Raw genomic sequence first — 26,503 nt, forward strand, 5'->3', positions numbered from 1 at the left:
CTGTTCATGGGTGCCTGCTCATGCGTGCGTGATCATGGGTGCGTGTTCATGGGTGCCTGCTCATGGGTGCCTGTGTCCGTGCCGGTGTCGATCCGGTAGCCGACGCCGGGCACCGTGGCGATGAGCCAAGGTTCGCCGAGTCGTTTGCGCAGCGCGGAGACGGTGATGCGGACGGCGTTGGTGAACGGGTCGGCGTTCTGGTCCCAGGCCCGCTCGAGGAGCTCTTCGGCGCTGACGACGCCGCCCCCGGCGGCGACGAGGACTTCGAGCACGGCGAACTGCTTGCGGGTGAGCGCGACGTAGCGTCCGTCGCGGAAGACCTCCCGGCGGAACGGGTCCAGCCTCAGGCCCGCGATCTCGATGACCGGGGGCCGGGCGTGCGCGCGCCTGCGGTCGAGCGCACGCAACCGCATCACGAGCTCTCGAAGGTCGAACGGCTTGGTGAGGTAGTCGTCGGCGCCGAGCTCGAACCCGGACGCCTTGTCGTCGATCCGGTCGGCGGCGGTGAGCATGAGGATCGGGATGCCGCTGCCCGACGCGACGATCCGCCGGGCGACCTCGTCACCGGACGGGCCGGGGATGTCGCGGTCGAGGACCGCGAGGTCGTAGGAGTTGACGCTGAGCAGTTCCAGGGCGGCGTCGCCGTCGCCGGCGATGTCGGCGGCGATCGCCTCCAGCCGCAGACCGTCACGGACGGCTTCGGCCAGGTAGGGCTCATCTTCCACGATCAGCACGCGCATGTCTGAAACCTACGCAGCACAACATATCGCCAACGTATGCGAAGACCTGCGCACACCGGACACGCGGCTCACCCTGCCGACGCCGGCGCGGGGCGAGGCCGGTCCGACGGAGCTCGCGCCGCCGTGACGCGCCACCAGCGGCGCGACGCCAGCGCGGCCAGCACGGCGCCGGCGGCGTTGACCAGTACGTCGTCCACCGAGGACACCCGGTCAAGCCGCAGGACGTACTGGGCGATTTCTACCGCGACCGAGCAGCCTGCCCCGAGCGCCAGGATCCGCGGCACGGACGCCATCGCCGCGAACCGCATCGGGGCGAAGAACCCCAGCGCCGCGAAGATCAGCAGGTTGCCGCCGATGCCGATCGGCCCCATCGTGAGCAGGTCCCGGAGCGGGATCAGACTCAGCCGGCCGGGGACGATGCCGGCCCCCGGGCCCGGCATCATGGTGATCCATACGAACGGCACCGTCCCGTAGACCATGCCCACCTCGGCCAGCGACGTCCGCCACGCCGATGCGGCGCCGGCGGCACGCCGCCCGCGCGCCAGCGCCCACACCACCAGAGCGGCCAGCGGCAGCGCGACCAGCGTCATGAGCAGCACGCCGTTCTCCGTGTCGTAGCAGCCGTGCCACCGCCCGGCGAAGCACTTCGGGGCGGACATCAGGAGCGGCCGCCGTACGACGAACGCCACACCCGCCAGGCCGAGGATCGCCAGGCCGGCGAGCACGACCCCGCGCGTGCGGCGGGGCGGTGCGGACAGGGATGCGCTCCGGTTCATCAGCCGCCCGACCCCCCGCCCGTCCCCCCATCGGGCGAAACCCCGGTGACGGCCTGCATCTCCCGCCCGATCATGTCCTGCAGCGACACGCCCTCGCTGTTGCCGAGAATGACGCCGACCCAGCCGGTGTCCGGGTAGATGCTCCAGTTCGCGCCGACACCCGGGTTGCCACCGGCTCGCTGGAACATCCACTGGCCGCCGACGATCTCGATCGCGATCCCGTACGCCCCGAACGACGCCGGCCCATGAGGGATCTTGGCCGCGGTGAGCACGTCGGCCCAGGGCCGGTCCAGCAGCGTGCCGTCGCCCAGCGCCCGCGCGAACCGGACCAGATCCGGCGCGGTGGCGAAGCCGCCGTCCCCGGGGGCGTCGATGAAGGCACGGCCCGGGTTCTTGCCCAGCATGTACGAGGCGGGGCTGCCCTTGTCGAGGTTGCGGAGGGCGTCCACCTGGCTGCCGTCGGCCAGCGTCATGTACGGATGCGCGATGTTCCTGCCGGTGAGCCACTGCGGCCTGGTGTAGAACGCCGAGCCGGTCATGCCGCACCGCTTGAAGATGTTCTTCTCGACGTAGTCCCAGTACGTCATGCCGCTCACAGCCTCCACGATCAGCGGGGGGATGGTGGCCTCGGCCTCCTGGTGGGTGGTGCTGGGAACGCCCGGGACACCCACCGGTTTCGCCAGCCGGGTCCGCCGCTCGTAGTAGTCGTGCACCTCCTCCCGGCTCTGGAAGACGCGATGCACGTCCTCCGCCGGGCTGTCGAGCCCGGAGGAGCCGGACAGCAGGTGGTGGATGGTCACCTTGGCGGCGACGTCCCTGGCGAAGCCCTTCAGGTATTCGCCCACCGGGTCGGACAGCCGCAGCTTGCCCCGCTGCGCCAGCTGCAGAATGGCCACCGCGTGGAACGGTTTGCCGGCCGAGCTGAGGCTGAACGCGGTGTCCTCGTGGTTGGGAATCCTCTTCTCCCTGTCCGCCATGCCGTAGCTGCGGGACAGCACCGTGCGGCCCCGATGCGACAGCATCACCACACCGGAGAACTTGCCCTCGGCGGCCAGCTGCGCCACGTACCGGTCGTAGGCCCCGCCGGGCAGGGTGTCCCGCGGGATCCGGTCGCGCCGGGACGAGCCGGGGGGAGACGAGGCGGCGTGCCCGGCCCCGGCGCTCACCAGCGGCCCGCCGGCCGTCACCATACCGGCGGCCGCCAGCCCGCCCCATTTGACCAGCCTCCGCCGGTCGACGCCCCGTGTCGAACTCGCGTCCATGATCACGGCCCTTCCTCGGTCGACGAATCCGGCGCTGACAGTGATGCGCGCTGATTCACGCCCTCATCGAAGACGCGAGGCTGTTGCGGTGGCGTATGCGGTTTTCGATACGTCCGCGATACACCGCGGCCAGACCGCCAGGCCCGGCGTGACCGCCCCGTGATGCGCGGCGAACCGGGCATCGGCGGCGAACAACCGCCCGATGCGGGCGTGCATCGAATGGGTGCGGTCGAAGTACCGCGACACCGGACGCTGTCGCCCCAGCGGTCCTCGGCCTCGCCGGCCCAGGCGGGCTGCCAGTCGTCGCCGACGATCTCGACCTGCTCCTCCGGCGTCGGCCGCATGCCGGCGCTCGACTGGGGGCGTTCCCGGCTCTCCTGGAACGCCCCCGGTCGAGCCGCGGATGTCAGGCGACGTTCGCCGTGGCCGAACTCCGCTGCTTGGCGGGCGTACCGGCGAAGGCGGCCTTCCAGGTGCCCGAGCCGCCGTCGTCCACCTTCACGCTGTACTGCCCCCGCGCCCCCGTACGCGCCGAGCCGACATACGTGTAGCGGGCGGCGCCGGCCTTGCGGAAGTAGACGGCGATCGTCTGGGCGTCCAGGCCCGACCGGCCGGAGGTCAGCGACCCGGAGAGCGTCAACAGCCCGGCACGCCTCTCGTCCCGGGACCGCTTCGCCGTCTCCTCGCCCGCCGAGGCGGTGATGGTCAGCGAGGTGGCCGCGGTGGCGGGCCGGGTGTCCTTCTCCGCCTCCTTCTGCTGCGGAGCCTGCCCCGGGGCCTGCTTCGGGGCCTGCTGGGGGGTGGTCGCGGCCACGGGTCGCGGGGCGCCCTGCTTGCCGGTGGCCGCGAAGGCCGACGCCGTCGGGACGAGCACGCCGGCGCCGACGGTGGCGGTCAGCAGTCCGGCGATCACTTTCACACGCATTTGTTTCCTCCTCGGGAGAACCACCGGCGCGGATCGCAACGATTGGAGAGGGCGTCCGCACCGGATTTCGCCAACACCGGAAACGTATCGGCGCTTTTCGCTGCCGAGGCGATTCTCAAACAACCGCAGCCCGCTTATCCGATTCTCATCACACCAGGTCAGAGGAGGTTGTCCCGCGATTTCTCCCTATCGCGGCGTGACCTTTCCGGCGAGAAAGTCTCATCCGATGTTCAGTTCCCATGAGAATTCGATGAGGCGGTGCCGCGGCCCCTTCAGCGTCTTCTCAGACGCCGTACGGGCCGTTCACGCGAGCCCGTGGACGGAACCCCGCTCCGCGGCGCCGCTCCCGATGCCGGGACGTCACGGCACACTTGCGGGCATGACAACCGCCCCCCAGGCGCCGACGTGGACCACCGCCGCCCGGCGCCACCGTTTCGCCGCCTTCCTGGTCGACAACCTGATCCTTCTCGCAGCCAACACCCTGATCGGACTGGTGCTGGGGACTGCCGCCCAGCCCGAGGCCGGCGAGGCGGACTACCTCACCACGCTGCTCGACCCCTACGCGGAGGGCGGTTGGCCCCTGCAGATCGCGATCATCGCTGCGAACGCCGCCTATTTCTGGGTGCAGCACGCCCTGTGGGGCCAGACGCCCGGCAAGCGCCTGTACCGCCTGAAAGTGGTGGCCGCCGCGACCGGAGCGACACCGGCCCATCGTCAGGTGGGGATCCGGACGCTCGTCCACCCTCTCCTGAGCTCGGCGGCCCCGTATCTCGGGCCGGTTCTCTACCTCGTCGACGCCCTGTGGATCTTCGGCGACCCCGGGCGGCGCTGCCTGCACGACGTCATCGCCGGGACCGTCGTGGTGGACGTGCCCGCCTCCGGCGCGAAGGCGCCGAGGGCGTCCGGATTCCTGATCGGGCTCGTCGTCCTCGTTTCCGTCTTCGCCGCCTTCGTGCTGGTCACCACGCTGCTGGCGGCATAGTCGCCGGTCACCGCTCGTCGGCCGGGGCACCGTACCCGGACGCCCGGAACAGGAAGGATGCCCAGGAGCGGTAGGGCCGCCACGCCTCGGCCACCTTCCGGTACGCGGCTGGCGGCGCGTCCTCCGGCAGGCCGTACGCCTCGCGCAGGATCGCGAACAGGCGGGGTTCGTCGCCCGGGAACGCGTCCGGCGCGCCCGCGCCGCGGATCAGGATCAGGCCGGCCGAGAACGGCCCCACGCCGGGCAGGGCGCGAAGCTCGGCCAGCGCCTCCTGAGGGTCGAGCGCGCGCAGGTGCTCGGCGGTGAGCACGCCGTCGAGCGCCGCGCGGGCCAGCCCGCGCAGCCACTCCTCCTTCTGCGCGGGCAGGCCGAGACCGCCCGCCTCCAGCAACGTCATGGGCGGGGGGAAGGCGGTGTACGGCTCCCCGTCCACGATCACCCGCGCGCCGTACCGCTCCGCGATGCGCTGCTTGATCCGGGCGGCGATGAGCATCGACGAGCGCTGCACGATGACCGCCCAGCAGGCCGCCTCCCAGGGGCTCCAGAAGCACAACGGCCGCAGTCCGGGGCTCTTGCGCTGCAGGTCGCCGAGAACCGGGTCGGTCTCACCCGCCTCGGCGAAGCCGGAGCCGTCCACGTCGAGGGACAGGATGCGCGCCACCTCGCTCCGGATCGCCGGCCCGGCGGCCCGCGTCGTGGCCACGGCGACGCCGGCGGGCGCGGCGGTCACGGCCACGCCGATCGGCAGCCAGTCGGACTCCGCGCAGTAGGCGAAGCGCAGCGCCCGCCCGTCGGAAGGGAGCCCGCTGGTGGCCGGCCAGTCCTCGACGAAGCGCAACGTGGCGCCGAAGTCGAACGGGCCCTGTGCCGTGAGCGTGAAACCATGCCTGGTCATGGGCCTCATCGTACGAGCCCGGACAGACAAAGGATCTTGCCGCCCGGTGCGACCGCCGCCCATCCCCGCCCCGCCGGCACGCCACGAGACCCCGCCACCCCACCCGAAAGATTTCGGACTAGGACTTGCAAGTTTCACGGTTCTCATACCACTCTTGTTGCCTATACGGGATTTGCGGAGCAACCCAAACCGGACTAACCAGCACTTATATCCCATCGCGGAACAGGGCATCGTGGCGAAAATTTCGGTGACATGTGGTAAGTGGAGGCGGGATCACCCTGCCCGGCCTGCTTGCCCACCGCGCGCAGGAGCAGCCCGGCCGTGGCGTGCGCGGGCTGTGCATCCGACCGCGCCAGGACGGGGTCGTACGAGAGGAAGGTGCGGCGTGACGGCGGAGGAGTACACGCGCCGGCTGGCGCAGTTGATCTCAGAGGTGTCGGATGGCGAGATCACCGTCGAGGAGGTGCTCGCCGCCGGACACTCGCTGTCGGCGCTCGGCCTCACCTCGCTCGCGCGGATCCGGCTCATCGACGCGATCGAGCACGCTTTCGGCGTCGAGATGGACCTGAGCGACGAGCTGGCCACCTTCGAGGACGTCGGCACCCTGTCCGCCCTGGTGGCCCGGGCCACGCCCGTCGGAGGGACGACACGCGCATGGTGACGGTGGCGTTCAGCGGCGCGCGGGACGGAGAGGCGCCGCTGACCTGGGGACAGCGACTGATATGGCGGGCGGTCCACCTGATGGGCGACAGCCAGACGTTCCTGAGCTGCCCGTGGGTGCTCCCGGTGTACGGCAGACGCGACCTCGGCAGCGTCCTGGACGCGCTGCGCGTGCTGCTCGAACGCCACGAGAGCCTGCGTACGACCTTCGCCCTCACTCCGGAGGGGCCGGTGCAGCGGGTCGCACGCGGTGGCGAGCTGACCGTGGACGTCGTGGAGGCGGGACAGGACCGGGCGCTGCGGGTCGCCGAGCGGGTCGCGGGCGAGCTGGGCCGGACGGCCTTCGTCCACGACCGGGACCTGCCGCTGCGCTGCGCCCTCGTCGTCAAAGGTGGCCGCCCGATGGCGCTGGCGATCGCCTTCTCCCATCTCGCGGTGGACTTCCAGGCGCTGAACACGCTGTCGGAGGAGTGGAAAGTCCTGCTGCGCGGCGAGAAACTGCCGCCCGCCGAGTGGCAGCCGATGGACCAGGCGGCCGCGGAGCGCGAGGAGCCCTACCCCGCACGCTCGGCCAAGTCCATCCGATACTGGCACTCCGTGCTGGCGGACGGGCCGCTCGACGTGTTCGACCATCCGCCGCGCGAGGCGGACGACCCGCGGTTCATCGAGGTCGGCATGGAGTCGGCGGCGCTCGCCGTCGCGGCGCAACGGCTGGCGGAGCGCTGGACGATCAGCACGACCAGCGTGCTGCTCGCCGCCTGCGCCACCGTGCTGGCGACGGTGAGCGGCCGCCCGCGCGCGGTCATGCAGCTCGTGCACAGCAACCGCCGCGACGCGCGCACCCACGCGATGGTCGGCACCGTGGAACAGGACGGCCTGTTCGTGCTCGACCTGCCCGCCACGGACTTCGCCGCCGCCTGCCGGGCCGCGCAACGGGGGGCGCTCAGGGCGTACCGCAACGCGCACTACGACCCGTTCGAGATGCAGGCCATGCGGGAGGAGATCGGCCGCCGCCGCGGCCGGGAGCCGGACCTCGACGCGTTCTTCAACGACAGGCGGACCGTCGGCACCTGGCCGGGACTGCCTCCCGTCGGCGCCGACGAGGACGTGGCCCGCCTCACCGGGCAGACCCGGACGTACGTCACGAACGCCTGGCCGGGTGTCCGGTTCAAGGCGTTCTTCACGGTCGTCTCGGCCCCCGACACCGGGAAGCTCAGCCTCATCGTGGACACCGCCTACCTGCCCCGGGAGGTCGCCGAGGGCATGCTGCGCGGGGTCGAGGCCCTGCTGGTCCGCGCCCTCACCGAGGACGTCCCGATCACCGCGGTCCCCCGGATCTGCGGCATCGGCCCGTACGCGGGGAGCCCGACCTAAGTCGGCCAGGAACCGCGGGTAGCGCGCACGGCCGTCATCGGCGATCCGAGGGTGGGCGGTCAGGACTGCTGGACCGCCAGGCGCAGGCCGAAGCCGATGACGATGAGGCCGGTGAGCCGGTCCAGGGCGCGCTTGACCGCGGGCCTGCGCAGCCAGCCCCGCATCATGCCGGTGAACCCGATGAGGACGACGCTCCACACGAGCGCCTCGCACACGTGGACGCCCGCCAGAAGCACGCCCATCACCGCGTGTGGCACGCCCTCGGGCATGAACTGGGGCAGGACCGCGACGTAGAAGGCGCCCACCTTCGGGTTGAGCAGGTTGGTCAGCAGACCCCGCCGGAACGCCTGTCCCCACCCGGCGTCCGCCGGGCCGGGCTGCGCCGCGTCGTCCGCCCGGCTGTGGCGGCTGTGCCAGAGCATCCGGCCGCCCATCCAGATCAGGTACGCGACGCCCGCCCACCGCAGCACCTCGTACGCCACCTGGGAGGCGGTGAGGAGCGCGGACAGGCCGGCGGCCGTGAGCAGGCCCCACAGCAGGGTGCCGGCCTGGATGCCGAGCACCACGGCCCAGGCCGGCCTGCGGCCGGCGAGCAGCGACGTACGCAGGATCAGGGCGGTGTCCAGGCCGGGCGTGAGCGTGAGGAATGCCACGATGATCGCGAACGAGGCGAGCGCACCATAAATGTCCACGATCGGTCACCGTAGTCCACGCCCGCATCTCCGCATGGCGGGATTCCGGACGCGGGGCGGCGTCGGCGACGCGTCACGCAGTACGCGACGCGATCACGACGGCGCCAGGACCAGGACCGCGTGGTCGGGTGACACGCTCACCAGCCGGAGGCGGATGTCGCCGATCCTGCCGGGCCGTCCCATGGCCAGTGTCAGCCCGCCCTCCGTCCGGCAGCGGCCGTTGACGCAGTCCTGGCTGACGCCGGTGTTCATGCCTTCGACGTGGAAGGCGCCCCCGCCCGCTTCGAAGCGCAGTCGCAGCTCGCCCCGATCGAGCGAGACGATCGTGATCGCGTCGAGGCCGGTCTTCCGGTCGAGCCGCAGCCGGTCCCCCGGGCGGACCGTCACCTCGCAGTCCGCGTCCCGGCACGCCTGCGGGTCGTCCGCGGCCGTGACGGCCGAAGGGGCGGGCGAGGGCGAGGCCGCCACGGGAGACGTGGCCGTCGCCGGTCCACCCGTGGCAGCGGACCGCGGTTGCACCTCAGGCTGCGGCGACCCGCACGCCGTGAGCAGCACGGTCATCGGTACGGCGACGAGGCCGGCCCGGCCGACCAGGCGGGACGCGTACGGCCCTGGACGCATGACTCTCCCCCGCGACGGCTGCGCCGTTCCACGGCGCCGGCGACGGGCTGTCTCCGCCGTGGCGGGGACGCCCGGGCCCGATGCTCAACGTGGTCGAGCCTTCCCCCGGCGCGGCGGCCCCAATCGGAAGATCGGGAGTCACAGGCTGAGGGCGCCGGTGATCTGGCGGGCGGTCCTGCGTACGGCCGCGCCCAGGCGCGGCAGCGCCGCCGTCCCCACCACTCCCGCCGGGGCCGCGACCGCCACGGCCATGCACACCCCGCCGTCCGGGCCGAAGACGGGCGCGGCCGCGCAGCACACGCCCTCGGCGAACTCCTCCCGCGCGTAGCCCACGCCCTCCCCGCGAACGGCGGCGAGCTCGCGTTCCAGCGCGGCCGGGCCGGTCACCGTGCGGCCCGTCACCGTGCGGCCGGTCACCCGCCGCAGGGCCGGGGTGGCGAGGAACGCCGTGCGCAGGCCCGCGTCGTGGGCGAGGAGCACCTTGCCCGCGGCCGTGCAGTACAGCGGCGCCCGGTCCAGGCCGTCGGATGGCGATTTCACCCGGTTGTGCCCGTACAACCGCTCGACGTACGCGACCTCGAAGCCGTCCGGCACGGCAAGGTTGACCGTCTGCCGGGTGGCCTCGTACAGCTGGAGCAGGTGCGGCAGGACCGCCCTGCGGGAGCCGGGCAGGCGACGCCCCTGGATCGCCCAGCCGCGCGGCGCCACGAGGTCGGCGGCGCGTCCGCCGACCGTGTAGTCACCGCCCGTGCGCGTGACCAGGCCCCGCCGCTGCAGGGTGCCGAGCAGGCGGTGGGTGGTGGTTTTGGAGAACCCGGTGGATCGGTGCACCTGCGTGAGGTTCATCGGCCGCACGCCGGCGGCCAGGCACAGGAGGATCTCGATCCCGCGTTCCAGGCTGCCCAGAGCGGAGGCCGCCTCCGCCCGGCGGGCGCGATCCGACGCTGCTAACAAGCCCACCCCGCGACGCTCGTGAGATAGATCCTTACAGGCCAGCGGTCACCCTAGCCGCGCCGCGCCGCGCATGAGGGGAGAACGCGGTTACTACGCGGGCGTCGCCAGCCCGGCCTGACGGCCGACTCCGTCGCACTGGTTCACCGGTCCTCTCCCTCGACGGCGGCCTGCAGCGTCCTCGAACCGCCGGCCGGGGAGCTGCACCGAGCCCCCCGGCCGGCGCCGGGCCTCAGTTCACCTCGACGCTCTCCAGTACGCCGAGGGCGTCGGGGACCAGGACGGCCGCCGAATAGTAGGTGGTCACCAGGTAGGAGATGATCGCCTTGTCGTCGATGCCCGTGAAACGCACCGACAGGCCGGGCTCGTACTCGTCCGCCAGCCCGATGCGGCGCAGGCCGACCACGCCCTGCTTCTCGGCGCCGGTGCGCATCACCACGATCGAGCTGAGCCCGCCCTCGGTGACCGGGATCTTGTCGCAAGGCAGGATCGGCACCCCCCGCCACGCCATGACCGTCGCCCCGTTCACCTCGGTGACGTCCGGATACACCCCGCGCCGGGTGCACTGCCTCCCGAAGGCGGCGATCGCCCGGGGATGGGCGAGGAAGTAGTGCGAGCTGCGCCGCCGGGCGAGCAGCTCGTCGAGGTCGTCGGGGGTGGGCGGGCCGGAGCGGGTGTGCACGCGCTGCTTGAGATCGGCGTTGTGCAGCAACCCGAAGTCGCGGTTGTTGACCAGCTCGTGCTCCTGACGCTCCCGCAACGCCTCGATCGTCAGCCGCAACTGCTGCTCGGTCTGGTTCATCGGCTCGTTGTACAGATCCGCCACCCGCGAATGCACCCGCAGAATCGTCTGCGCCACACTCAGCTCGTACTCACGCGGCCCCAGCTCGTAGTCGACGAACGTCCCCGGCAGCGTCGCCTCACCCTCATGCCCCGCCGCCAGCGCGATCTCCGCCTCGCCATACCGGTTCACCGGCCGCGCCATGGGGGGACGGCTGAGATGCGCGCGCAGGCCACCGGATAAGGCGGTCAAATTGTCCAGCGCCGGGCGCTCGAGGACGAGAACGATGCAGGAGGTGAGGGCCCTGGCGGGCGCGGCCCCCGGACCGGTGAGGTCGCCCAGGTGATCTCCGTCGGCCAGGACCTGGAGCAGTGCCTCGCCGCCGTACGCGCCGACGCCGACGCGTGTGATCTTGCCGTGGGCGACGAGCACCACCTGTCCCGGCGGCACCGGATCGTCCGGGCGCAGGTCGTGCTGGACGAACCGGTCGGCCAGCGCCCCGAGGGTGTCCAGGTCGCCGAACCCGCGCAGGGACGGCAGCTCGCACAGCTCGGCCGGGACGACCCGCACCCGGGCTCCGGTGGAGACGAAGCTCACCCGTCCGTCCCCCACCGTGCAGGTGAGACGGCGGTTGACCCGGTAGACGCCGCCCTGGACGTCCGTCCACGGCAGCACGCTCAGCAGGTGCCGGGGAGTGATCTCCCGCATCTGCGGCGGCGTCTTGGTGGTGGTCGCCAGGTTCCGCGCGGCGGCCGTGCTCAGGGTCAGACGCGACGCGGTCATGACGCCCCCACCGGGAGCGGATCAGCGGGCGCCGTGAGATCGGACGGCGCGAGGGCGGGCGCCGTCACGGACGACGCCGTGAGCGCCGGCGACCCGTGAGCGGGCGACGCCCTGTGTGCCGCCGGCGCCAGGGAGAGGATTCGCGCGGTGGCCGTGCCGAGGCCCGTCGGGCCCTGGGACCACCGGGCCACCGGGCCCCTGCGCAGTTCCTCCTCGAAGTAGCGCCGGGACCGCTCGTGCCAGCGCAGGATCGCCGCCATCCAGTTGCGCAGGTCGGACACGTATCCCGCGATCGAGTCGCGCACGTCCTCCCGCGCCTCGATGCGGTCGAGCAGGGCGGGCAGGTCGACGGTGGTGATGTGCTCGAACTGCCTCATCCGGCTGGTCATGAGCGCGTCCACCACGGTCACCGCCTCGTCGGGCGCGCAGCCGAGGAAGGTGCCCAGCACCACGACGGCGTTGTGCATCTCCCCCTCGAACTGGACCTCCTTCTGGTAGGAGAACAGGTCGTTCAGCAGACACGCGTAGTCCTGCGCGGCATCGGTCATGCCGAGGAACTCGCGGGTGCGGTGGATCTCCATGGGGATGACCCGGCCCGGCGCCAGCCTGGCCAGGCTCATCGTCATCTGCGAGCCGAACGTCCTGCGCCGCATCTCGATGTAGTCGATCGGCTCGGGCACGCGGTGCTGGGCCTGGTTGGCCAGCTCCCACACCCAGCTGTCGATCATCTCTTCGACCGCGACGCGGAAGGCCTGGCGGGAACTCTCGGGCAACGGCCCGGCGGTGCGCGGCCACAGGTCGGCCAGCCCGCGTTCCAGCCCGGTCATCGGGGTCAGACGCGGAACGAGGTCCAGCGGCATGAACTCCTTGAGCCGCCGGTTGCCGAGCTTCGCGCCGACCAGGTCGCGCGCGGGCCCGTAGACCCGGGGATAGTAGTCGTCGCCGTACGTCCCCCAGGCCAGCCAGTTGGTGGCCAGGATCAGCTCTGCGGCCGTGGCGTCCGGGTTGATGCCGGACGCGCACAGGGCGAGGTCGAAGCCGACGAGCTGCGGTTCGTTCCACACGGCGGTCGCGGGAATGCCGGGGACCCCGTCGAAGAAGCCCATGGCGGCACACCATTCGACGTCCGCCGTTCGCGCCTCCTCCAGATGCGGGTTGTCGCGCACCTCGAACGGCATGTACGGCTTCGGCGGCCGTACCGAGACCTGCTGGTACGGCGTGTGCGTGTGGTTGCGCAGGCCGCCCGCGCCCGTGAGGTGGGCGCGGGAGACGTTCACGCCGAGCGGCCCGGGGAGGCTCCCGGACTTGGTGTAGCGGCTGGAGGCGGTGTGCCAGGCGTGTCCTCCCGCCTGCCAGTCCTGCAGTCCCTTCACGTAGCTCAGGACCAGCGCCTGCTCGGGCGGCAGGACCCCTTCGTCGGTGAAGAGGGCCGGAAGCTCGGTCAGCGCGGTGTGCTCGAACTGGTGCAGCCGGGAGGTGAGCAGATCGTTGGTGATCTCCACGGCCCGCGCGGTGTCGCAGCCGAAGAAGCGCTCGCAGACCAGCACGCAGTTGGACAGCTCGCCCTCCTTCAGCACCTCCCGCTCGTAGGAGAACAGGTCGTTGCGCAGGTGCACGGCGTCGGCGAACGACTCCGTCAGCACCCGGATCGGCCGGGAGCCCGCCAGCCGGGCCGGCAGCTCCGCCCCGGCCGCGTGCTCCACCAGCGCGGCCGACCACGGGGCGCCGCCGACCTTCCTGCGCTCCTCGATGTACTCGATCGGGTTGGAGACGGCCTCCCGCTCGATGTGGAACAGCTCCCACATCGACTCCTGCAGGAGGTCACGGGTGACCCGGACGAACCGGCGCCGCCACGCCTCCGACATGGCGGGCACGGTCCTGGGCCACAGGTCGGCCAGGCCCCGCTCGACGGGATTGGACGGCTCGGGCGGGTCGTCCGACATGAACGCGTCCAGCCGGTCCAGGTAGTCCTGGGCGCCGTCCAGGTCCCTGCTGCGCTTGAACGTCTCCAGGAAGTGGTCGTCGAAGTAGAAGACCCACACGTACCAGTCCGTGACCAGGTCCAGTTCGGGGGCGGAGCAGTCGGGATGGGTGTAGGCGCACATCAGGCCGTAGTCCATCGCCTCGAGCGACTCCTCGGTCCAGATGTCCGGGTCGTCGAGCATGCCCATGTCCGCCGCCCACCCCCGGGTGTGCGCCCGGGCGGTCTCCACGTGCGGGTTCAGCCGCGGCGGATAGGGGAGGTAGAAGTCCGGCAGCCGGTAGGAGGACATCAGAGGACCTCGACACTCTCCAGGATGGCGAGGGCGTCGGGGACCAGGACGGCCGCCGAGTAGTAGGTGGTCACCAGGTAGGAGATGATCGCCTTCTCGTCGATGCCCATGAAGCGCACCGACAGGCCGGGCTCGTACTCGTCCACCAGCCCGGTGCGGCGCAGGCCGACCACACCCTGGTCCTTCTCGCCCAGGCGCATGACCATGATCGAGCTGATGCCCTTGTCGTTGACCGGGATCTTGTTGCACGGCAGCATCGGGACCCCGCGCCAGGCCGGCGCCTTCTGGCCGTTGATGTCCACCGTCTGCGGGTAGATTCCCCTGCTGTTGCACTGGCGGGCGAAGGCCGCGATCGCCTTGGGGTGGGCGAACATGACGCTCGGGTTCTTCCACACCATGGTGAGCAGCTCGTCGAGGTCGTCGGGGGTGGGCGGGCCGGAGCGGGTGTGCACGCGCTGCTTGAGATCGGCGTTGTGCAGCAACCCGAAGTCGCGGTTGTTGACCAGCTCGTGCTCCTGACGCTCCCGCAACGCCTCGATCGTCAGCCGCAACTGCTGCTCGGTCTGGTTCATCGGCTCGTTGTACAGATCCGCCACCCGCGAGTGCACCCGCAGAATCGTCTGCGCCACACTCAGCTCGTACTCACGCGGCCCCAGCTCGTAGTCCACGAACGTCCCCGGCAGCGTCGCCTCACCCTCATGCCCCGCCGCCAGCGCGATCTCCGCCTCGCCATACCGGTTCACCGGCCGGTCCGGGTCCTCGTGGTAGGCCTGCACGTGCTCACGCAGGCTGTCCGACAGGGTGAGCAGCCGTTCGAACTCCTCCCTGCCGAGGGTGAGCACGGTGCACGGCGTCACGGCCTTGACCGTCCACTCCCACCGCGCGTCCGTGTTCACCAGCATCTGCTCGCCGACGTACTCGCCGTCGGCCAGCACGCCGAGCAGCGTCTCGTTGCCGTACGCCCCCTGGCCGAGCTTGTCCACCTTGCCGTGGGCCAGGAGCACGACCTCGTCCATCGGGGTGCCGGCCTCGGCGATGACCTGGCCGGCCTCGTACTCCCTCTGGGTGAACAGGTCCGCCATCGCGGCGAGCACGTCGGCGTCGTCGTAGCCGCGCAGGGCGGGAAGCTCGCACAGCTCGGCGGAGATGACCCGCACGTCCGCCCCGGTCGCGACGAACGTCACCCGCCCGTCGGCCATCTGGTAGGTCAGCCGCCGGTTGACCCGGTAGGCGCCGCCCACCGCCTCGATCCACGGCAGCACGCGCAGCAGATGACGGGAGGTGATCTCCTGCATCTGCGGCTGGGTCTTGGTCGTCGTGGCCAGGTTGCGCGCGGCCCTGGTGCTCAGGCTGAGCCGGTTGTCGTTCGGCATGGTGGTTTCGGTCACAGCACTTCACCCCATCTGTTGTCGGCACGGCGGCCGGTGTTTCGGTGACTGGTCACGCTCGTCGCCGAGCGGCGGAGGGGGGAGAGAAGATCAGGGTCGTTCCTGCCGGGGTCGCCCCGGCCCACCTAGGGCCGCGCGTGGGCGCACCAGGCGTGCCAACGGCACCAGGTGCGGCGCGCAGCCGTACGGCCGGGCGCGGAGGAGGCCGGAGGGGCCGCGGCGGCGGAGGTCGTGGGAAGGGCGGGCGTGCCGGTCGCACGCCTCACCGGACGCGGCGGGTGAGCCGCTCGGTGAGCACCGCGAGCGCCCGCGCCGCCTCCGGGGCGATCGCCTGGTCGCGCAGCGCCTCGATCGCCTGCCCGGCCCGCATGGCGATGAGCTCCTCGACCTCGTCGAGGGCGCCGGTGTCCACGATGACCTGCCGGAGCTCGGCGGCTCGCCGCTCGTCCAGCCCCGGGTCGCCGTGCCAGGTCCGCAGCAGGTCCCGTTCGGGTCCCCGTGCCCGCGCGTACGCGTGCGCCATGAGCACGGTCCGTTTGCCCTCGCGCAGGTCGTCGAGGACCGGTTTGCCGGTGACGGCGGGATCGCCGAAGACGCCGAGGACGTCGTCGCGCAGCTGGAACGCCTCCCCCAGCGGCAGTCCGAACCGGGAGTAGGCCTCCAGCAGGGCGGGCGGCGCCCCGGCGAGCGCCCCGCCGATCTGCAGCGGGCGCTCGACCGTGTATCGGGCGGTCTTGTAGCGGATGACCGTCAGGGCCTGTTCGACGTCCGCGTCCGCGCGCGTGTGCGCCAGGATGTCGAGGTACTGCCCGGTGACGACCTCTGTGCGCATCCGGTTGAACAACTCACGCGCCGCCCGCCCGCGCACGTCGCCGACGGTGGCGTCCGCGAGCAGCTCGTCCGCCCACGCCTGCGCGAGCACGCCGAGCAGGATGGCGGCGGACCGGCCGAAGGTCTCCGCTCCCGGCCACCGCGGAGCCCGGGCGAGCCCCCTGTGGATGGTCGGGCGTCCACGGCGCAGCTCGCTGCCGTCCATGACGTCGTCATGGATCAGCAGGCCGGCGTGGTAGAGCTCCAGCGCCGCGCCGGTGGTGACGGCCCGGTCCTCGTGCGGCGCGTCGCCGCCCGCGCCCCGCCAGCCCCAGTAGCACAGCAGCGGCCTGATGCGCTTGCCGCCCTCGACCACGAACTCGCGCAGCAGCCGGTAGCCCTCGGCGACGTCCGGATCTCCGACCGGGGGACGCCGCGCGTCGAGGAAATCGGCCAGCAGTTCGTCGACCCGCCTCCGCACCCGGCCGGTCATGCCGGTGATGGACGTGTCCACGATTCCCGCCGTCATGGTCGGTCTCCTCCGCTCGACGAGCCGGTTCCCCTTGCGGAAAGTTACTTAATGAACACGCAAAGTAGAACCTCCCGTTCCGATAATCGGAACTTCCCGCCCCTCCGCGCGGCTCAGTCCGGATCGGCCCGCTGCTCCCCACCGCACTCGAGAGGGCCGTGCCGGAAGACCGCGGAGGGGAGGGCGACGAGCAGTGCGATCGCGACGAGAAGCCCGCTCACCCACAGTGGGCCGAGGTCTCCGGTCCCTTCGCCGGAGGCGGCGGTGCCGAGGGTGGCCGCGGCGATGAGCGGCCCGGCGGCGGCGCCGACGTTCAGCGCCGCGGTCGCGTACGAGCCGGCCATGGTCGGCGCTCCCGCCGCCTCGTAGAGGACCCGTGTGATCAGGGTGCTGCCCACGGCGAACGACAGCGCGCCCTGGACGAACACCAGGATGAGCAGGACGACCGGCTCTCCGGCCAGAACGGCCAGCGCCGGCCAGCCGATGAGCAGCAGCGGACCGCCGGCCGCGAGAACCATCCCGGAGTGCCGGTCGGACAGCCGTCCCGCGACGGTGACGCCCGTGAACGAGCCCGCACCGAAGAGCACCAGGACGACCGGGATCCACAGCGGATCCAGCCCCGCGGTGCCGGTCACGACGGGGGCGAGGAAGGTGAAGCTCGCGAAGGTCGCCGCGTTCACCAGCGCCCCGAGCAGCATGACCAGGATCAGGCGCCGGCTCCGGAGCTGCGCGAGTTCCGATCGCAGGACCCGCCCGCCGGGCTCGCCCGGGGGACGCGCCGGGATTCCGTGAAGGACGCCGGCGGCCGCGGGCACGCAGAGGACGGCGACGGCCCAGAACGTGACCCGCCACCCGAGCAGCGTGCCGAGGACCGCCCCTCCCGGGACCCCCGCGACGGTCGCCACCGTCGTGCCGGACAGCAGCACGGCGAGAGCCCGCCCCTTGCGGTTCGCGGGGACGAGAGCGGCGGCCGTCGTCACGGCCACGGCGAGGAACCCCGCGTTCGCGAGCGCGGCGACGATCCGGGTCGCGAACAGGACGGGGAAGCTCGATGTGGCGGCGCCCGCGACGTGGGCCGCCACGAAGACGAGGAGGAAGACGAGGAGGCCGGACCGGGGAGGCCGGTTGCGGGCGAGCCCGGCCATGAGCGGGGCGCCGGCGATCATGCCGATCGCGAAGGCCGAGGTGAGCGTGCCCGCCGTTCCGACGGTGACGCCGAGGTCCGCGGCGATGTCCGGCAGGAGGCCGGCGAGCATGAACTCCGAGGTACCCATGGCGAAGACCGCCATGGCGAGCGAATACAGCGACAGAGGCATCGAGTGGCTCCGAGGCGATGAGAAGCACGAGAAGGGGACGTCTCGTCACCGCGGTCAGCACCCGGGAGCGCGTTCGTCCGGCCGCGGACGCGGCGGGACGACGGATTCACGAACTCAGTGGTTCAGTTCAGCTTCAGGGGGCTGACGGCGTGACCGAAAGCCCCCACCCTGGATGCCTCGGGGCTCGACATGGCCCACACGATATCGTCCATCGGTCTCGCGCGTGCCGGGCCGTGCCGTCGGACGCTCAGTCGGCTCCGCCGAACTGCTCTGTTTCAATCGGCTCTGCCGAACTGCTCTCTTTAATCGGCTCTGCCGAACTGCTCTTTCTAATCGGCTCTGCCGAATTGTGCGATCGCGGTCGCGAGCAGGGCGAGCCCGAGGGCCGCGAGGACGGCCACCTCGACCGCGATGGGGACGTGCCAGCCGCCCCACGTCATCCCCGGCGCGAGCCGGGCGCGTACGGCGGGCGCCAGGTCCAGGTGGGCGAAGACCAGCCGCCGGATGGGGTCCACGGCGTACGACAGGGGGTCGATCCGGTTCAGCGCGGTCAGCCACGCGGGGAGGTCCGACGCGGGGAACATCGCGCCCGACATGAAGTAGAGCGGCATGATCAGCAGCTGGTTGAGCGCCATGAACGACTGCATCTGCCTCACCCGCACGGACATCGCTACCCCGAAGGCCGTGATGGTGAAGGCCAGCAGCACCTGGATGCCGAACACGCCGAGCATCAGACCCGGCGCGTACGGCACGCCGGCCGCCCCGGCGATGCAGATGACGACGAGACCCTGGACGGCCGCGACCGTGGCCCCGCCCAGGCATTTGCCGACGACGATCGACGCGCGGGACACCGGCGCGACCAGCATCTCCCGCAGGAAGCCGAACTCGCGGTCCCAGACGATCGAGGCCGCCGAGGACATGGCGGTGAACAGGACGGCCATGGCGAGGATGCCCGGGTAGAGGAAGGTTCGCAGGCCGAGCCCGCCGGTGCCGCCCGAGGTGAGCTGCGACAGACCGGTGCCGAGGACGAACAGGAACAGGAACGGCTGCACGAGAGAGGTGAGGATCCGCAGCGGGCCGTTGAAGAACCGGATGATCTCGCGCTGCCAGACCACCTTGACCGCGCGCAGTTCGCTCGCCGCGCTGCGCCCCGGCACCCGCACCGCCGCGACGCGCAGGACAGTCGCCGGCGTCCGGTCCCGCGGGCCCGCCGCCGTGTCGCCGGAGGCCGGCACGTCCTGAGGCGCGTCCTGGGGCGTCCCCTTCGGCGTCACGGTCATCGCCGGCCTCCCCGCGCCGCCGCGAGCGCCCCCGGGCCGCGTGCGCCGCTCGCCTCGGCGTCACGGATCGACCGGCCGGTGTACGACATGAACACGTCGTCGAGGCTGGGCCGGGCCACGCTGACGGACCGGATCGGCAGTCCCGACCGGGAGAACAGCTCCGGGACGAACCGCTCCCCCTCGTCCACCTGGAAGACCACCACGTCCCCGGACGCGACGGCCCGGATGCCGAACCGCTCGTCCAGGGCGGCGACGGCCGCCGCGCCGTCGTCGGTCTCGATCTGGACGCGGTCCTTGCCGACACCGGCCTTCAGCGCGTCCGGGGTGTCGAGCGCGATGATCCGGCCGCCGTCCATGATGGCGATGCGGTCGCAGTGCTCGGCCTCGTCCATGTAGTGGGTGGTGAGGAAGACCGTGATGTCCTCGGCCTCCTTCAGCTCCCGGATGTAGGACCAGATCGAGCTCCTGGTCTGCGGGTCCAGGCCCACGGTGGGCTCGTCGAGGAACAGCACCCGCGGCGAGTGGAGCAGGCCGCGGGCGATCTCCAGCCGCCGTCTCATACCGCCGGAGAACGTGGCGACCCTGGCCTTGCGCCGGTCCCACAGCCCCACCATCTCGAGCACGCCCCGCAGCCGCGGACCGACGTCCGCGCGGGGCACGCCGTACAGCTCGGCGTGGAAGCGCAGGTTGCGCTCGGCCGTCAGGTAGCCGTCCAGCGTCGGGTCCTGGAAGACCAGCCCGATCGAGCGCCGCACCTCGTCGCGTTCGCGCACCACGTCGTGTCCGGCCACACGCGCCTCGCCGGCCGTGGGCCTGGTCAGGGTGCAGAGCATGCTGATCGTCGTGGACTTGCCCGCGCCGTTCGGGCCGAGGAAGCCGAAGATCTCCCCTCTGTGCACGGTCAGGTCGATGCCGCGCACGGCCTCGACGTCGCCGTAATGCTTGGTCAGCCCGGTGGCGACCACCGCCGGATACGTCATCCCGCCTCCCCTGCTTACACTTGGTGTAACAGTACACCAGGTGTAAGTCAGGGGACCGATACGCTGTGCCCCATGAGCGGGCTGCGGGAGCTGAAGAAGAACCGGACGCGGCAGCTCATCGCCGACACCGCCAACGCGCTCTTCCGCGCCCGGGGGTTCGACGAGGTCACCGTGGACGAGATCGCGGCGGCCGCGCAGGTGTCGAAGAAGACGGTGTTCAACCACTTCCCGACCAAGGAGGACCTGGTCTTCTACCGGGCGGAGGACCGGGAGGCGATGTCCCTGGCCGCGGTCACCGACCGTCCCGCCGGGGTCTCGATCCTCGACTCCTTCCGGGCGCTGTGCCTGGCGCAGACCAGGCTCGTCCCCGGCATGCGGCGCGACCTCGTCCAGCCGCGCGGCTTCTTCGACCTGGTCAGCGGCAACCCCTCCCTGCAGCGCAAGATGCACGAGGTCAACGAGCGGATCGTCCGGGTGCTCGCCGACGCGCTGGCGGCCGAGGCGGGCGCCGAGCCCGGCGACCCGCTGCCGCGCGTCGTCGCCTCGACGCTGGTCGGCGCGCAGCGGACGCTGTACCGGCGGCTGCGGCAGCGGGTGCGGGAGGGCGGGCCCGACGAGGAGATCGAGCGCGCCCACCGCGCGGACGTCGAACGGGTCTTCGGCCTGCTCGGCACGGGCCTGGGCGGCTACCCGCCCGCCTGACCCGGGTTCTAGTCCGCCACCGCGACCCTGGCCTCGCGGCCGGCCGCCTCGGTTCGCTCGCGCCGCCACGGTCCGTGGAACAGGAAGACGGCGGGCGCGAACAGCGCCAGGCACACCAGGGAGACCACCAGCCAGGTCTGCCAGCTCGTGGCCTCGACCACGTGCGGGATGACCAGCAGGCCGACCACGGCGATCGCCTTGGTCAGGAAGCCGAACAGGCCCCAGGCCGTGCCCTGCAGCCGGGGGTCGACGTCCTCGGCGTCCTCGGAGTAGTTGGCCATCCAGGGGGCGTACGCCACGCCGAGCGAGCCGCCGAGCAGCGCGCCGACGACCATGAGCAGACCGCTGGAGACGCCTTCGCTGCCCAGGATGTACGCCAGGTAGGCGGTGACCAGCACGGCCGCGACGGTACCGGCGAGCGTGATCGGCTTACGCAGCTGGGTGCGGTCGGAGACGCGGCCGGCGACGATCAGCGTGATCAGGTTGAGGCTCCAGAAGCACGCCATGATCGTGGACGCCTCGGCGGCCGTGACGCCCAGTGCGCCGACCAGCATGGTCTGACCGAACAGGGTGAGCGTGATGTAGAGCACCAGCCACAGCGAGATGCCGACCACATGGGCCCAGATGTTGGGCCGGGCGAACAGCGAGGAGACCCTGGCCGGCTTGGTCAGGTCGACGACGTCGCTGGCCTGGCGCTCGGTGTGCTGGATCTGCGCGCGCAGCTCGGGCGACAGATCGGCGATGTTGAGGGCGATGACGATCGAGATGACGAGCGAGAAGCAGCCCATGATGACGAACTGCGACCGCCAGGAGTCGTCGAAGATCGGCAGCGTCCAGCCCGCCACGGCGGCGGCGAGGAAGTTCGCCCCCACCGGGCCCCAGGTCCAGAAGCCGAACGCCTGGGCCCGGCCGAGGCGCGGCGAGAAGTCGCGGACCAGCGGCGCCGTGCTCGCCATCGCCACCCCGTCGACGAAGGCCAGCACGATCCTGGCGATCAGCAGGTCCCGTGGGCTGTGGACGAGTGTCATGGCGAAGCAGCACAGGGCGGTCAGCAACATCAGCGGAACCAGCAGGCGCACCCTGCCGAGCCGGTCGGTGAGCCTGCCGCCGAGCGCCGACGCGACGGCCCCCGCGACCGCCGCCGCCCCGGACACCGCGCCGTACGTCGCGAGGGACATGTCGAGGTCCTTGAGCAGCAGCGGGACCACCGGGGCGATCTGCGCCTCATAGGAGCCGATGAGAACGGCCAGCACGGCCATCGTGAGGATCTTCATGCGACGCGCACCGGTGGGGTACTCGTCGAGCTCGCGTACGTAGGACAGGCCCATTGACATGCCTTTCTCGTCAGCCCCCGTCCCTGCGATGAGTTCTAGAAGACAGCTCTAGAATTCATTTCTACGAATGCTCCGCCTCCTCACGGCCGGAGTCAAGGGCTGTGAGCACGTGTTCTTCGGCCGGCGCGGCAACGGGATCCCCGTCCCGCGACATCGGCCCTCGCCAGATCTAGATTGTAGTTCTAGAATCCACCTCTAGGACTTACCTCCCGGGTGGCAGGAGAACGATGACCGCATCACACAAGCCCGTCCCGAAACCGACCCCGGAGACCCAGCCGTTCTGGGACGGCACGGCGCAGGGACGGCTGCGGATCCAGCGCTGCCGCGCCTGCTCGCGGCACTACTTCTATCCACGGCCCGCCTGCCCGCACTGCGGCTCGGACGACGTCTCGTGGGTGACGGCGAGCGGCAGGGCCACCCTCTACTCGTACGTGATAAGCCACCGCCCGGCTCCTGGCTTCGAGCAGGACGGGCCGTACGCGATCGCGGTCGTGGAGCTGGAGGAGGGCGTGCGGATGATGACGAACATCGTCGGCGTGGAGATCACACCGGAGAACCTGCCCCTGGACATGGAGCTGCGCGTGGTGTTCGAACAGCGCGGCGACGTGCACGTGCCCCTCTTCGAGCCCGCTGGAGGTCCCGCCCGATGAACATCGTGATCGCGGGTGCGGCCGAGACCGACGAGCTCGGCAAGCTCCCCCACATGTCCACCGCGCAGCTCCACCTCCAGGCCGCGCGCAACGCTCTCGCCGACGCCGGGATGACCAAGGACGACATCGACGGCGTCGCCACCGTGGGCATGCCCGGCCCGATCCAGATCGCGCACGCCCTCGGCATCGCTCCGGCCTGGCTCGACGGCACCGGCGTGGGCGGCTCGTCCTTCCTCTTCCACGTACGGCACGCCGCGGCGGCCATCCGGGCCGGCCTGTGCACCACCGTGCTCGTCACCCACGGCGAGTCCGGGCGGTCGCGGGTCGGCGCGCCCCGCCCGGCCCTCGGCCCCGACTCGCTGATCGGCCAGTTCGAACTGCCGTACGGCGTGCTCGGCCCGCCCACGATGTTCACGCTGACGGCGCTGCGCTACATGAAGGAGACCGGGCTCACGCACGAGCAGCTCGCGGAGGTCGCGGTCGCGCAGCGCCGGTGGGCGCACCTGAACCCCCGAGCCATGTTCCAGGACCTGATCACCGTCGAGGACGTGTTCGCCTCCCGGATGGTCGCCTATCCCTTCCACCTGCTGGAGTGCTGCCTCGTCACCGACGGCGGCGGGGCGCTGATCGTGACGACCGAGGAGCGCGCCCGCAGGTCACCGGTCCATCTGCTCGGCTCCGGCGAGTCCGCCGAGTCGCCGATCATCTCCCAGATGGAGGACTTCACCACCTCCGCCGCCTTCCGCCGCTCCGGCGAGGCCGCCTTCGCCGAGGCGGGCGTCTCCCACGACGACGTGGACCACCTCATGATCTACGACGCTTTCGCGCACGTGCCCGTCTACGGGCTTGAGGATCTCGGCTTCGTCAAGCGCGGCGAGGCCGGGCCGTTCATCGCCGAAGGCCACACCTCCCCCGGCGGCCGCCTTCCGCTCAACACCAACGGCGGCGGCCTCTCCTACACCCACACCGGCATGTACGGGATGTTCGCCATCCAGGAGTCCGTACGGCAGTTGCGCGGCGAGGCGGCGGCGCAGGTGCCCGGCGCCGAGATCAGCGTGGTCCTCGGCAACGGCGGCATGTTCGCCTCCGCCGCCACCCTCGTCCTGTCGAACCACCGCCCCTGACCCCGGCGGCACGACGGCCCTCCGGCGCTCCGGCCGGAGGGCCGTCGATGTCGGGGATACACCGAGGCGGTCTCGATGCCGACTGCGGCCATTCCGGCCGGTCCCCGGTTCACGTGACCGAGTTCGACAGGGCCGCCCTGTTAACCTGCGCGGCCTGCGGCGACCCGCCGGGCGCGGAAGCCATGAAGCGCCAGGCGGCCCCCCGGGTGATCGATGTAATGGCTCACGTCAGGCCGGCGACTACGTATCAGACGGTGCCGATGTCCATCCAGCCGAACGGACATCCCGGAAACGCCGGAAGATACGGGAGCGATACTTGAGCATCGAGAGGCGACTCGAAGACGTCGCGGAGACGATCAATCACGTTTTCGAGGCCGATGACGATTTTGAGGACACTGCGCTCAGGCGAAGACTGCGACGGCTCCTGGAAAGGGCACTGAGGCAGGAGGATGTTCGCATTTCCATGGCAGACGTCGAAACCGAGGAACAACATCTTTACGAGATCGCCTCCCGAATGATCGATCGTGTTCCGGAGGAGGCTCCCGCCGAATACGAGCTGTACCGTCAAGCATTCGACGGTTTCAGGGATGCCTTGAGCGCCGCCCGCGAGAACGCTTCGAAGGATGAGTGGAATAATATTCTTCCGCCCCTGATCAAGTATGGAGCAATAGCAGGGGGTGCACTCATATCCGCACACCTTCTGCTGAGCGTATGGCTGACTCTCCTCGGCATGCTCCCAATCGTCGGCGCATTTGCGCTTCTGGTCGCCGCGCTCGCCAAGGCTCATCTCCACGGACGACGGACGATATTTGGGCAGCGCATCCTGTTCGCCATCACAGGAAATCGTCATCGAAAACTATACGTTCTCCAGCGGCAGAGACTGCTCAATACCATCGTCGAGCGCGACTTGGTAATCCCTACCGTACGTCTCGCACTTAACGAGTGCCACAAGGACAAACTGAGCCGGAAATTCGCTGTTCAGGAGAGCCCGGGCCTCGGCGACCTGCACAGTTCGCTGTACTACGTCCCGACGTCGATCAAAAGCGAAGCAGGCGAACTCATCCACCAGTTCAGAGGTGGGAGTATCGGCATAGCCGGCCCACGCGGCTCCGGAAAATCATCGTTACTTCGACTCTATTGTGACGCCCGAAATCGCGTCGATTCCCCCGACATCTGCTGCATGGTGTCGGCGCCGGTAGATTACGTTGCACGCGAGTTCGTACTTCATGTGTTCGCGGCGCTATGCCGGTCCGTCGTCGTCAAGTACGCACGAAGGGGGCCGGGGAAACCATCACCGCCGCAGAGGCTCATCGCGTTCACCTTTGCCGTGCTTGTGCACGTTGTCTTGGGGGCCGTTCCCGGCAGCCTGGTGTGGTTCGGAATTCACAGCTACTCCGCCTCGCCACTCTCACAGGTGCTATCGGTCGCCGCGACGTTGGTCGGCGGATCCACCCTGCTCTGGGTGTACGGCATATTGGCGGTTATTTACTTGAGGCGCCGGCCGGCACTCCGCAGGCAGCGAAGATTGCAGAAGTCCGCAAAACGCAATCTCGCCAAAATCAGATACCTACAGACGCACAATGCTTCGTGGAGCGGCAGCCTCAAGGCGGGCCTCGGGGTGAAGCTGAGCATGGGGTTTGACCGGCAGAGATCCCGTGGCTTGTCCCGGGCCGAACAGCCCATGGGATATCCCGAGATCGTTCGCCTGTTCCGAGTGTTCGCCGGCATGGCGTCCGCACACGTGAGCGAACAGGGTGGCCGCGTTCTGATCGGTATAGACGAACTGGACAAGATCGCCTCCGCCGATCAGGCGGAGAAGTTCCTCAATGAGATAAAGAGTATTTTTGGAGTCCCTCAGGTCTACTTCCTGATAACTGTGTCCGATGACGCGTTGACGGCATTCGAGCGTAGGGGCATGCGCCTTCGCGATGCCTTTGACAGTTCTTTTGATGAAATCATCCGGGTGGAACTCCTGACCTATGCGGAGTCGCGGCGTATGCTTTACAGACGGGTGATCGGCTTGTCGGAGCCGTACGTGGCGCTGTGCCACGCGCTCTCCGGCGGACTGGCGCGCGACCTCATTCGTTCGGCTCGGCATGTCATCCGCGCGGCCGGGCCGCGTGACAAGCCTCGCGAGTTCGGCGAGATCGCCAAGCGGGTGATCAGAGAAGACGTTCACCGAAAAGCGCGTTCCCTTGGCCACGCCGAGGCGATCAGAAACGACGCTGGACTGCTCTACGTGCTGCACAAGGCCAGACTCGGTCATTATGATCAGAAGACGCTGTCCGACCTACTCCACGATGTTCAATCCACACAGCCCGAAGACAACGAACGAAACGCTTCCGAAGCCGACCTTCTACGCAGAGAGTTCATGGCCTTTCTGTACCTCTCCCACACCCTGGAGGACGTTTTCAACGAACACCTCGATGAGAATCGAGTAGCGTTCGCCGCGGACGGCTCACGAGGACAGTGCGTATTCGACATGATGGCATCCGCTCGCGTGGCGCTCGGGACGAACACCACACTGGCGTGGAGGCTGACGAGCGAAACCCGACAGACCTGGGGTCTGGAGGTCTGGAACGGCCAGGTCGGTTGATAGTCCGGGCACCATGGGATACGGGACTCACGCCGAGGCTCCCCTGAGAGAGCCCGTCCCGGAGACCGGCCGTCGCTGG

General features: G+C 70.4%; 23 protein-coding genes. 7 read left to right on the forward strand and 16 right to left on the reverse strand.

The genetic code is table 11. The annotated features are described in order from the left end of the window. Positions 1 to 32: 32 nt before the first annotated feature. The 4 genes from ACWEQG_RS34580 to ACWEQG_RS34595 all read right to left on the reverse strand — a co-directional run bounded on the left by ACWEQG_RS34580 (position 33) and on the right by ACWEQG_RS34595 (position 3,703). On the reverse strand, positions 33 to 740 hold the full coding sequence (locus tag ACWEQG_RS34580) for a response regulator transcription factor (protein ID WP_452291291.1): 708 nt from the start codon (positions 738 to 740) through the stop codon (positions 33 to 35). A gap of 68 nt (positions 741 to 808) precedes the next feature. After that, the gene (locus ACWEQG_RS34585) at positions 809 to 1,516 is read right to left on the reverse strand and encodes a VanZ family protein (RefSeq protein ID WP_452291293.1); all 708 of its coding nucleotides are present in this window, start codon (positions 1,514 to 1,516) and stop codon (positions 809 to 811) included. After that, positions 1,516 to 2,778: a serine hydrolase domain-containing protein gene (locus tag ACWEQG_RS34590; protein WP_452291386.1), complete on the reverse strand. Its 1,263-nt coding sequence runs from the start codon at positions 2,776 to 2,778 to the stop codon at positions 1,516 to 1,518. Before ACWEQG_RS34590 ends, ACWEQG_RS34585 begins: the two co-directional genes overlap by 1 nt. A 406-nt stretch (positions 2,779 to 3,184) precedes the next feature. Continuing rightward, on the reverse strand, positions 3,185 to 3,703 hold the full coding sequence (locus tag ACWEQG_RS34595; protein WP_452291295.1) for a hypothetical protein: 519 nt from the start codon (positions 3,701 to 3,703) through the stop codon (positions 3,185 to 3,187). A gap of 379 nt (positions 3,704 to 4,082) precedes the next feature. Here ACWEQG_RS34595 and ACWEQG_RS34600 point away from each other — a divergent pair, with 379 nt between their 5' ends. After that, a complete protein-coding gene (locus tag ACWEQG_RS34600) occupies positions 4,083 to 4,685 on the forward strand; it encodes an RDD family protein (RefSeq protein WP_452291297.1) in 603 nt (200 codons plus the stop codon). 7 nt (positions 4,686 to 4,692) lie between these two features. Here the strand turns inward: ACWEQG_RS34600 and ACWEQG_RS34605 are convergent, their stop codons facing one another. Beyond that, the gene (locus ACWEQG_RS34605) at positions 4,693 to 5,580 is read right to left on the reverse strand and encodes a DNA-3-methyladenine glycosylase 2 (RefSeq protein ID WP_452291299.1); all 888 of its coding nucleotides are present in this window, start codon (positions 5,578 to 5,580) and stop codon (positions 4,693 to 4,695) included. A gap of 385 nt (positions 5,581 to 5,965) precedes the next feature. Between ACWEQG_RS34605 and ACWEQG_RS34610 the strand changes: the two genes are divergently transcribed. Next, positions 5,966 to 6,241 carry an acyl carrier protein gene (locus tag ACWEQG_RS34610; protein ID WP_452291301.1) on the forward strand — a complete coding sequence of 92 codons (276 nt, stop codon included), beginning with the start codon at positions 5,966 to 5,968 and terminating at the stop codon, positions 6,239 to 6,241. Further along, complete coding sequence (locus ACWEQG_RS34615; protein WP_452291302.1) at positions 6,235 to 7,614, forward strand: condensation domain-containing protein; 1,380 nt, start codon at positions 6,235 to 6,237, stop codon at positions 7,612 to 7,614. The genes ACWEQG_RS34610 and ACWEQG_RS34615 overlap by 7 nt, the downstream gene beginning before the upstream one ends. Positions 7,615 to 7,673: 59 nt before the next feature. Here ACWEQG_RS34615 and ACWEQG_RS34620 read toward each other — a convergent pair whose 3' ends face one another. The 10 genes from ACWEQG_RS34620 to ACWEQG_RS34665 form a co-directional block, all read right to left on the reverse strand. Beyond that, a complete protein-coding gene (locus tag ACWEQG_RS34620) occupies positions 7,674 to 8,306 on the reverse strand; it encodes a LysE family translocator (protein WP_363468039.1) in 633 nt (210 codons plus the stop codon). 93 nt (positions 8,307 to 8,399) lie between these two features. Beyond that, the gene (locus ACWEQG_RS34625) at positions 8,400 to 8,927 is read right to left on the reverse strand and encodes a hypothetical protein (protein ID WP_452291304.1); all 528 of its coding nucleotides are present in this window, start codon (positions 8,925 to 8,927) and stop codon (positions 8,400 to 8,402) included. Positions 8,928 to 9,065: 138 nt separating this feature from the next. Continuing rightward, positions 9,066 to 9,887 carry an IclR family transcriptional regulator gene (locus tag ACWEQG_RS34630; protein WP_452291307.1) on the reverse strand — a complete coding sequence of 274 codons (822 nt, stop codon included), beginning with the start codon at positions 9,885 to 9,887 and terminating at the stop codon, positions 9,066 to 9,068. Positions 9,888 to 10,110: 223 nt separating this feature from the next. Continuing rightward, complete coding sequence (locus ACWEQG_RS34635) at positions 10,111 to 11,442, reverse strand: family 2B encapsulin nanocompartment shell protein (RefSeq protein WP_452291309.1); 1,332 nt, start codon at positions 11,440 to 11,442, stop codon at positions 10,111 to 10,113. After that, complete coding sequence (locus ACWEQG_RS34640) at positions 11,439 to 13,715, reverse strand: terpene synthase family protein (RefSeq protein ID WP_452291311.1); 2,277 nt, start codon at positions 13,713 to 13,715, stop codon at positions 11,439 to 11,441. The genes ACWEQG_RS34635 and ACWEQG_RS34640 overlap by 4 nt, the downstream gene beginning before the upstream one ends. Beyond that, complete coding sequence (locus tag ACWEQG_RS34645) at positions 13,715 to 15,088, reverse strand: family 2B encapsulin nanocompartment shell protein (protein WP_452291388.1); 1,374 nt, start codon at positions 15,086 to 15,088, stop codon at positions 13,715 to 13,717. Before ACWEQG_RS34645 ends, ACWEQG_RS34640 begins: the two co-directional genes overlap by 1 nt. A gap of 277 nt (positions 15,089 to 15,365) precedes the next feature. Continuing rightward, positions 15,366 to 16,442: a polyprenyl synthetase family protein gene (locus ACWEQG_RS34650; protein ID WP_452291313.1), complete on the reverse strand. Its 1,077-nt coding sequence runs from the start codon at positions 16,440 to 16,442 to the stop codon at positions 15,366 to 15,368. Between the two features lie 113 nt (positions 16,443 to 16,555). Then, a complete protein-coding gene (locus ACWEQG_RS34655; RefSeq protein ID WP_452291315.1) occupies positions 16,556 to 17,758 on the reverse strand; it encodes a Cmx/CmrA family chloramphenicol efflux MFS transporter in 1,203 nt (400 codons plus the stop codon). A 329-nt stretch (positions 17,759 to 18,087) separates the two neighbouring features. Next, positions 18,088 to 19,038, reverse strand: coding sequence for an ABC transporter permease (locus ACWEQG_RS34660; protein WP_452291317.1), 951 nt, complete (start codon positions 19,036 to 19,038; stop codon positions 18,088 to 18,090). Beyond that, entirely contained in the window at positions 19,035 to 20,018 is a 984-nt protein-coding gene (locus ACWEQG_RS34665) for an ATP-binding cassette domain-containing protein (RefSeq protein ID WP_452291319.1), read from the reverse strand. Before ACWEQG_RS34665 ends, ACWEQG_RS34660 begins: the two co-directional genes overlap by 4 nt. A 72-nt stretch (positions 20,019 to 20,090) precedes the next feature. On the opposite strand from ACWEQG_RS34665, the gene ACWEQG_RS34670 reads away from it, so the two are divergent. After that, positions 20,091 to 20,720, forward strand: coding sequence for a TetR/AcrR family transcriptional regulator (locus tag ACWEQG_RS34670; RefSeq protein ID WP_452291321.1), 630 nt, complete (start codon positions 20,091 to 20,093; stop codon positions 20,718 to 20,720). Between the two features lie 8 nt (positions 20,721 to 20,728). Here ACWEQG_RS34670 and ACWEQG_RS34675 read toward each other — a convergent pair whose 3' ends face one another. After that, the gene (locus ACWEQG_RS34675; protein WP_452291323.1) at positions 20,729 to 22,054 is read right to left on the reverse strand and encodes an MFS transporter; all 1,326 of its coding nucleotides are present in this window, start codon (positions 22,052 to 22,054) and stop codon (positions 20,729 to 20,731) included. 227 nt (positions 22,055 to 22,281) lie between these two features. Between ACWEQG_RS34675 and ACWEQG_RS34680 the strand changes: the two genes are divergently transcribed. The 3 genes from ACWEQG_RS34680 (at position 22,282) to ACWEQG_RS34690 (ending at position 26,424) form a co-directional block, all read left to right on the forward strand. Next, positions 22,282 to 22,704, forward strand: a complete 423-nt coding sequence (locus ACWEQG_RS34680; protein ID WP_363466797.1) for a Zn-ribbon domain-containing OB-fold protein — start codon at positions 22,282 to 22,284, stop codon at positions 22,702 to 22,704. Then, complete coding sequence (locus tag ACWEQG_RS34685; protein WP_452291325.1) at positions 22,701 to 23,828, forward strand: thiolase C-terminal domain-containing protein; 1,128 nt, start codon at positions 22,701 to 22,703, stop codon at positions 23,826 to 23,828. The genes ACWEQG_RS34680 and ACWEQG_RS34685 overlap by 4 nt, the downstream gene beginning before the upstream one ends. Positions 23,829 to 24,144: 316 nt before the next feature. Further along, complete coding sequence (locus ACWEQG_RS34690; protein WP_452291327.1) at positions 24,145 to 26,424, forward strand: hypothetical protein; 2,280 nt, start codon at positions 24,145 to 24,147, stop codon at positions 26,422 to 26,424. Positions 26,425 to 26,503: the final 79 nt, after the last annotated feature.

The organism is Microbispora sp. NPDC004025 (assembly GCF_053604425.1).